At 38.4% G+C, this 7360-nt stretch carries 9 protein-coding genes; 1 reads left to right on the top strand and 8 read right to left on the bottom strand.

Annotated elements, in window-relative coordinates; translation table 11 throughout:
- The 3 genes from ACZFYI_RS12690 to ACZFYI_RS12680 form a co-directional block, all read right to left on the bottom strand.
- A partial coding sequence (locus ACZFYI_RS12690) for a tetratricopeptide repeat protein (protein WP_462524503.1) occupies window positions 1-1201 on the bottom strand: 1201 nt, incomplete at its 3' end.
- Window positions 1202-1209: 8 nt separating this feature from the next.
- Window positions 1210-1536, bottom strand: coding sequence for a hypothetical protein (locus ACZFYI_RS12685; protein ID WP_462524502.1), 327 nt, complete (start codon window positions 1534-1536; stop codon window positions 1210-1212).
- A 164-nt stretch (window positions 1537-1700) separates the two neighbouring features.
- Entirely contained in the window at window positions 1701-2033 is a 333-nt protein-coding gene (locus ACZFYI_RS12680) for a hypothetical protein (protein WP_462524501.1), read from the bottom strand.
- 349 nt (window positions 2034-2382) lie between these two features.
- On the opposite strand from ACZFYI_RS12680, the gene ACZFYI_RS12675 reads away from it, so the two are divergent.
- Window positions 2383-3432 carry a bifunctional transcriptional activator/DNA repair enzyme AdaA gene (locus tag ACZFYI_RS12675; protein ID WP_462524500.1) on the top strand — a complete coding sequence of 350 codons (1050 nt, stop codon included), beginning with the start codon at window positions 2383-2385 and terminating at the stop codon, window positions 3430-3432.
- A gap of 219 nt (window positions 3433-3651) precedes the next feature.
- Here the strand turns inward: ACZFYI_RS12675 and ACZFYI_RS12670 are convergent, their stop codons facing one another.
- The 5 genes from ACZFYI_RS12670 to ACZFYI_RS12650 form a co-directional block, all read right to left on the bottom strand.
- Window positions 3652-4095, bottom strand: coding sequence for a hypothetical protein (locus tag ACZFYI_RS12670; RefSeq protein WP_462524499.1), 444 nt, complete (start codon window positions 4093-4095; stop codon window positions 3652-3654).
- 203 nt (window positions 4096-4298) lie between these two features.
- Window positions 4299-4781 (bottom strand): VOC family protein, encoded by a 483-nt coding sequence (locus tag ACZFYI_RS12665; RefSeq protein ID WP_462524498.1) that lies wholly within the window; start codon window positions 4779-4781, stop codon window positions 4299-4301.
- A gap of 108 nt (window positions 4782-4889) precedes the next feature.
- Window positions 4890-5852, bottom strand: a complete 963-nt coding sequence (locus tag ACZFYI_RS12660; RefSeq protein ID WP_462524497.1) for an NAD(P)-dependent alcohol dehydrogenase — start codon at window positions 5850-5852, stop codon at window positions 4890-4892.
- Between the two features lie 99 nt (window positions 5853-5951).
- On the bottom strand, window positions 5952-6920 hold the full coding sequence (locus tag ACZFYI_RS12655) for an NAD(P)-dependent alcohol dehydrogenase (RefSeq protein ID WP_462524496.1): 969 nt from the start codon (window positions 6918-6920) through the stop codon (window positions 5952-5954).
- A 39-nt stretch (window positions 6921-6959) separates the two neighbouring features.
- Window positions 6960-7360 (bottom strand): hypothetical protein (locus ACZFYI_RS12650; RefSeq protein ID WP_462524495.1); only part of this gene is annotated, 401 nt, incomplete at its 5' end.

Raw genomic sequence — 7360 nt, 5'->3', positions numbered from 1 at the left:
CAAATGGAAGGATATTCAGCAATAGGATTTCAGATCTTTTCTTTTCCTTTTGGATATTTTTGTAATACCAAAACAATGTGGACAAAATAATAACCCCCAATACCACGATAATTACCAAAGAAATAAGGATTGTCCTTTGGTTTTTCTTTTCCTGATTGAGAAGATCCACTTCAACTTGTTTTTGGGAAACTTCAAAATCTGTTCTCAAATCCGCCATTTTCTGAACGGACTTCAGGTTATTGATACTGTCCCTATAGGCAATATGGTCTTTATAATATCTAAATGATTCGCTTACATTCCCCAAATCTTCGTAAAGTTCTGACAATTGGAGATTGGCATCTGAAATCTGCTCTTTGAGTCCATGGATCTGGGAAAGGTTTAGACTCCTCAATGCATAGTCCATGGCTTTGGACCTTTCTCCTTTTTCAAAATAAATATCTGACATGGAAATGAGGTAGGTACAGATAGGATAAAAATTTCCGGATTCTTCCAGTATAGAAATCGCCTCATTGATGTTACTTTCAGCAAGATCGCTTTGACCTATATTGGCATATACCATCCCCAAATTTCCCAAGCTGAAGGCTTTGCCGGTTGGGTAATCCAATTTTTCAAAAATTGATCCTGCCTCTCCAAAGTATACCATTGCTGAATCGTAATTTTTTAAATTCAAATGCTCATCTCCTAAGTTTAGGATAGCAGAAGCCAATGAAACCGAATCATCCGCTTGACTCAAAGTAGAAATAGCTTTATGATAATAAAGCAGGGCATTGGAAGAATTATTCGAAAAGGAATATATGTCGGCAATAGCAATATAGGTACTTCCCTCTCCTACCTTAAAATCAGCTCTTTTTGCAGCTTCAGCACTTTTGAAATAGGCATCCAATGCCAATTCAAAATCACCTTGGTACCTGATTTTATTGCCTTTTTGCAAATATCCCCGATACAGATAGAGTTCATTTCCAAGCTTTTCGGACAAGCTAATCAATTCCTCCGCGTACCTTAGTCCAAGTGAAAGGTCTCTCATCTCATTGAATGAAAGATTTCTTAAAAGCTCCAATTTGTCCTCATCGGAAAGGTTTTCCTGCCGGTAAATTCCGGCAAGACTATCAGCTAGTTTCTGATCCTGTGCAGAAACGTTTTGAAAAAACACACAACAAAAGCCTATCAAAATGAAATGAAAGGCTTTTTTGTAGATAGCCATAAGGAATCTCAAGGGTTGACCTGGATTTTGGGATCAAAACTTAAATCTTTGTCTTTAGCTTGGTATTCGATCGTATAATCTTCCTCGGAATGTTTCAATTCCGGGCTAATGACCCCAATCCATGCATTTGAATTCTTAATCGGGATTGGCCCGATGATGAATACATTATTAGAATTTTCATCCTTCTTGATTTTGCTGATTTTCACAACTCCTTCGTCAGGAACAATGTCCCAAATCACCAGATCCCCGGGTTTTACTTTTGACAGTCCTTTGTCAGACAGTTTTAATTTTCCTCTGGCTTCAATGCCTTCGATAGTTATATAATGGATTTTCATGGTTGTAAATGATTTTAGTTGAGAATGAAAATAATTTGTGATGCTATACCTTGCCTATTCCAAGGGCAAAAAATCATCAATTAAATTTAAATATTCATTTGTAATCCTATTGCCTTTCAAATGCAAGGCAAGATTGAATTTTTTATCATTCCAGAATTTAACAATCAAGGATTTACAATAATTTTCGGATCATGTATTTCAATTTGTGTGCTTCCTTTTCTTGTAAAATGGATGTCATATTTTTCTTCAGATCCTTTTGGGATTTCAGGATTTACTGTTCCTTTCCAATTGTTGGAACTTCCTACTTGTGAAGGACCTTTACTAAAAACATTCACACCATCACTCTTAACAATACTTTTGATCTCAGCTACCCCTGATCCTGGGTGGATCTTCCAAGTTACAGTGTCACCGGGATCTACGTTGGTCTTTCCTTTATCAGATAGTATCAGAAGGCCATTTTGGTCAATTCCTTCGATAGTTATTGGACGGTTTGGCATAAACTCAAATTAAGTTTTGAATAAAGAAATACTAAAAACAACTAAGGCAATATAAAAAAATATCAGTTACCATCCCCCAAATTTTGACTTAAATTTGATTTAAAAAGCAAAAAAGCAATAACAAATGACACAAATCACTATCCATCCGGCAATAAATATATCCATTTCATGATTTCATCCCTTTAAGAACAGAAGATTCATGGTTTTGGATTTGATTGAACGATGAGAAAATTTTGAATAGATATATGGAAAAAATACATGTCAATTTTTCGGTTGTGGCCAGAAACTTTTGGGTTTACTTTTGGGAAATGCTTTTCAACTTATTGCTAAAAACATTCCTTCCCCTTTTATGGAACTGACCTCCGATATCATGTACCAGGCCTCCCTCGAAAAAGACAGTTCCTTTGAGGGAATATTTATCACAGCTGTAAAGACAACCGGCATCTTCTGTAGACCCACATGTACAGCAAGAAAACCAAAAAAAGAAAACGTCGAGTTTTTCAAAACTACCAAAGAGGCCATTCTCAGTGGATACCGCCCCTGTAAGGTCTGCAAACCATTGGAAAAGCGTAACGAAACCCCATCTCAGATCCAATCTCTCCTCGATGATTTGAGCAATGACCCTTCTCTTAAATTCAAAGATTGGGACCTCGTCCAAAGGGGATTGGAGCCAAATCAAGTAAGGCGTTGGTTTCTCAAAAACCACCAAATGACCTTCCAAGCCTATCAGCGGATTTTCCGCATCAACTCCGCATTCAAAAAAATCCAAAAAGGAGAACAAGTCACAGCCATCGCTTTTGATTCGGGATATGAGTCCCTGAGTGGTTTTAATGATTCTTTCAAAGCCATTTTTGGTGTTTCTCCAAAAAACAGCAAAGACAAACAAGTCATCGACATCAAAAGAATCGAAACACCATTGGGAACCATGATTGCAGGGGCATCCAAAGAAGGGATTTGCCTGCTTGAATTTACAGACAGGAAAATGCTCGAAACCGAATTAAAAACCCTTTCCAAAAATCAAAATGCAATTTTGCTTTTAGGAGAAAATGGCCATTTTAAAGAATTGGAGAATCAGCTTTCTCAATACTTTGAGGGCAAAAGAAAATCCTTCACGGTCCCCCTGTTCACTCCGGGATCTGATTTTCAAAAAAAGGTGTGGAAAGCATTACAAGAAATCCCATTTGGTGATACAAAATCCTATAAAGCACAGGCCATAGCAATAGGCAAACCGGAGTCTGTCCGGGCTGTGGCAAATGCCAATGGCATGAACCGGATCGCCATCCTTATTCCTTGCCACAGGGTTATCGGTTCAGATGGCAACCTCACAGGCTATGGCGGAGGAATCTGGAGGAAAAAAGCGCTGCTTGAATTGGAGGAAAAGTTCAAATTATTGACCTAAGAAACGTCTGAAAGGTATTGGACCTTAATTGGCAGAAAAGAGTTGATAGGCATTGAAATCATTGAATTTCCATTATTAGCACAAAATTTCCGAAAATAGCTTCCAAATATTCTCGGTAATCAATGTCAAAAAAAATCAAAATCAGAGGTTGGAAATTTTTTAATTTGAATAATGATCTGGATAACCATTTCCCTGATACCGGATGCAAAGCGTCAGATTCTAATGTTCTTCATTAGATTTTTTGAGGGAATTTAATCTCATGCCTACGCCAATACCTACATGCCATTTGCCATCTTCATCAGCTGTTTTTGAATTGTAAAAAAGTGGGATCTGGATGGCCAAAATTTTGTAAGTGTAAGTAAATCCTATGCCAAGGTTGGGCGTTACAAAAGCATTTTTTGGAGATGAATTGTCTTTTTTGTAACGAAGAGAAGGCAAGGCACTAAGGATATACTTTGAATCCCCTTTGGTCAAACTGAGGTTTGGTCCTGTAAAATTTGAAAATCCGCCACCATCCACATACCCACCGACAATTATGCCTTCATATGCTGAAACTTGAATACCATTCTTGGTATCTAAATCAGATTTATCTGCTATTTGGGCAGCAATTCTCGTCTGAAAAAAAAGTAAAAATGAAGCGGATAAAATGATTCTTAATTTCATCAAATAAAATTAAAGTGCTGGTCCCAATTTTTCACTGTCTAATTTGAAATCTGTTTCTTCAATTTATTTCAAAGACTCTCTCTCAAAAGTTTTAATTTCAAAGCCATCTTTCCCTCTATGGTATTGATTATGAAAAGTTATGAAAATTAGGTCTCAAAGTCTAATTTACCTTGAGTTTTGGAATTCAAACCCTCAAATTCAACTCAAAGATGCTGATCCAACAAGATCAAATTCCCGTCAGGGTCCCTGACCATCAAGCTTGCAGGACCTGAGGTAGCCTCATCTGCCTCCATTTCCAATGTCGCTCCCTTTGATTTTAAATGTTTTTGGATGGCCCGGATATCATCATAAGATTCAAGTGCAGCGGCATTCTCATCCCAACCGGGATTGAAAGTCATGATGTTGCCCTCGAACATTCCATGAAACAAACCGATCAGGGTTTTTTCATTTTTCATAATCAGGTAATTTTGTTCATTTGATCCCGCAAATTGGGTAAATCCAAGGTTCTCGTAAAAAGACTTGGAAGCCTGCAGGTCCTTGACACTCAGACTAAGGGAAAATGCACCTAGTTTCATGTTTTTATAGTTTAAAGTTTCAGTTTCTTTATTGGCAATGGAAGGCTTCAGCATAAATCCAAAACAGAATGCTGTTAACAGGCCGAGAGAGATAATAATTGCTTTTTTCATAGTCTTTATATTGAAAATCTGTGAGTTGAAGATAAAAAATAAAAAGGAAATTTGAATTGAAAAGACTTGTTTTCACGATCCTCTTCTCATTGGAATTGAACCAATCACTTACCTAACCTCAATCACCACATTCCCCGTCTTCTCCTTTGTTTCGACATATTTGGTCGCCTCCCTGATATCTGCCAATGGATATCTTCTGTCTATGACTGCCCTGTATTTTCCCGACTCTATCAACTTCTTGAAAAACATGATGTCCTCCGGGGAGTCGGTTACAATGGGAAACTTAACCCCTTTTCTTCTAAAGATCGGAGTAAACAAGGTCAGAAATATGTTTTGGGAAAGAAATCCGAATTCCGTGGAAACATAGACTCCTTTAGGCTTGAGGAGTTTTCTGCATTTGAAAAAAGAGCTTTTGCCCACAGCGTCAAATATGAAATCAAAGTCATTTCCTGCAAGTGTAAAGTCCGTTTTTGTATAGTCTATAACTTGATCTGCACCCAATGAGCGTACCAATTCCTGACTCCGGGTATTACAGACTGCTGTTACCGTAGCCCCAAAATATTTCGCCAATTGCACTGCTGCGGTACCGATTGAACCGGAAGCGCCGTTGATCAGAATTTTTTGCGGTTTGGAATAATCAAGGTCTTTGAGAAATCCATTTGCAAGCATCAAACCGTCACATACGGCTGCAGCTTCCTCAAATGAAAAATTATTTGGCTTATGGGCGATGGAACCTGATTCGGAAACAATCATGTAGTCTGCATGAGCTCCAAATTTTCGGGTAATGAGCCCAAAAACCTCATCTCCTTCTTTGAAGCGGCTGACTTTATTTCCGGTTGATTCGATGGTTCCTGAAAATTCAGATCCTAAAATCTTGACTTTGGGAGAAAACATGCCATTGATTAAGCGCACAATAAAATAATCCGGTCTCCTAAAGCCACAATCTGTTCTGTTTACTGTTGTGAAGTGCACTTTTACAAGAACTTCATTTTCTTTGGGAACAGGCTTTGGAACTTCTTCTAGGCGAAGGACTTCAGGCGGACCGTATTGGGTATAAACGATGGCTCTCATGGTTTGAAAAGTGGGTAGTTGGTAGTTGGTTATTTGGTTATTGGTTAATGGGTTATTGTCAAAATGGTTGAATTGGGGAGTAAAAAAGAAAAATGCTTGTCAAATTACACTGACATTGATAATTACATTGCCTGATTTCTGACCTGTTTCTACGTAAGTGTAGGCTTTTGAGATGTCAGACAATGGAAATTCCCTATCAATGAGGGGCTTAAACTTACCTTCACTTATCAGTTTTGCAAGCAATTTCAGACTTGCTTTGACATCATGTGGAAAAGGAAACTTAACTTTTTTTCCACTTTTCACCAGTCCTATGAGAGAAAGAAAAATGTTTTGAGACCATGGGCCCAACTCTGATGAAATATATACTCCATTCGGTTTTAGCAAAGTTTTGCATTTCCCAAAAGTGCTTTTTCCAACAGCATCAAACATGTAATCGAAAGTTTCTGCCTGGGATGTAAAATCCTCTTTTTCAAAATCTATAACATTTTGGACGCCCAAAGAAGCGATCCAATCCATGCTTTGCCTGTTGGAAGTAGCTGAGACAGATACACCATGGAAAAGCAACAGCTGAACCAATGCAGATCCAATTGCACCGCTTGCCCCATTGACAAAAGCCCGCTGTCCCTTTTTCAATTTGACCTTATTGATAAAATTGATCGCATAATGTCCCCCTTCAATACTTGCCGCTGCTTCTTTGAAACTTGTGTTTTCTGGAATTTTGAAAATGGGTCCATGCTGTTTGCATGCCATAAACCCAGCTTGGGACTTTATCCCTTGGTCATTAAATCCAAAAACTCTATCTCCGATTTGAAATTTATCGACAGATTTGCCGACTTCTTCCACCACACCTGCAAAATCCGTCCCTAGGATTGGATTTGAAGGCTTGGTCAATCCTGTAAAAAACCTCATGATGAAGGGTTTTGCCCTTAGCAAGGCACAATCTGTCCGATTGACTGTGGTCGCTATAACCCTGATCAAAACCTCCTCATCTTTGGGGATAGGCTTTGTCATTTCCTTTATCTCAATAACATCAGGAGGGCCGTATCGATAGTAAACAGCAGCTTTCATGTTAACCGTTTTGAAGAATAAAAAGATGTAATTTTAAAATCAGGCTGATAAGTCAACATCGAGTTGGCGACCTTCCTTGGCTGCTTTGCTGTCCAATGAAGTGCCTAAAATAACTCCGATGGCCATTCCTATTGGAAGTCCTATGCCCAAAAACCCCATATTTCCCATTGCAAAACCAAATGCAACACCCAAAGGGACTCCAAAAACCGACATTCCCAAGACCAACCAGGTATTACGGTAATGGTTTTTCACCACAAACTTAGATTCTGACTGAACCACATTTAAAATTTTGCCTTGGGACTTGGTCAAAGTCTTCACAAAATCTTTTTCTGTTCCTACGTGGGAATTGATTGTTTCGATTTCAGCGTTGATGGTTTCTGTCTCCTTGTCAGAAAGCTGTTTTTTTCTTAACACATTGATAAAGGCAGTGAAGGAAACAA

The sequence above is a fragment of the Aquiflexum sp. genome, assembly GCF_977115555.1.
The sequence above is the reverse complement of the archived record's forward strand: the minus strand, read 5'-3'. Positions and strand labels throughout refer to the sequence as shown.

Excerpts from the sequence above, each read along its gene's own strand:
- ACZFYI_RS12675 (WP_462524500.1), top strand. The coding sequence starts at position 2,383 with ATGGAACTGACCTCCGATATCATGTACCAGGCCTCCCTCGAAAAAGAC.
- ACZFYI_RS12655 (WP_462524496.1), bottom strand. The coding sequence starts at position 6,920 with ATGAAAGCTGCTGTTTACTATCGATACGGCCCTCCTGATGTTATTGAG.
- ACZFYI_RS12665 (WP_462524498.1), bottom strand. The coding sequence starts at position 4,781 with ATGAAAAAAGCAATTATTATCTCTCTCGGCCTGTTAACAGCATTCTGT.
- ACZFYI_RS12660 (WP_462524497.1), bottom strand. The coding sequence starts at position 5,852 with ATGAGAGCCATCGTTTATACCCAATACGGTCCGCCTGAAGTCCTTCGC.
- ACZFYI_RS12685 (WP_462524502.1), bottom strand. The coding sequence starts at position 1,536 with ATGAAAATCCATTATATAACTATCGAAGGCATTGAAGCCAGAGGAAAA.
- ACZFYI_RS12680 (WP_462524501.1), bottom strand. The coding sequence starts at position 2,033 with ATGCCAAACCGTCCAATAACTATCGAAGGAATTGACCAAAATGGCCTT.
- ACZFYI_RS12670 (WP_462524499.1), bottom strand. The coding sequence starts at position 4,095 with ATGAAATTAAGAATCATTTTATCCGCTTCATTTTTACTTTTTTTTCAG.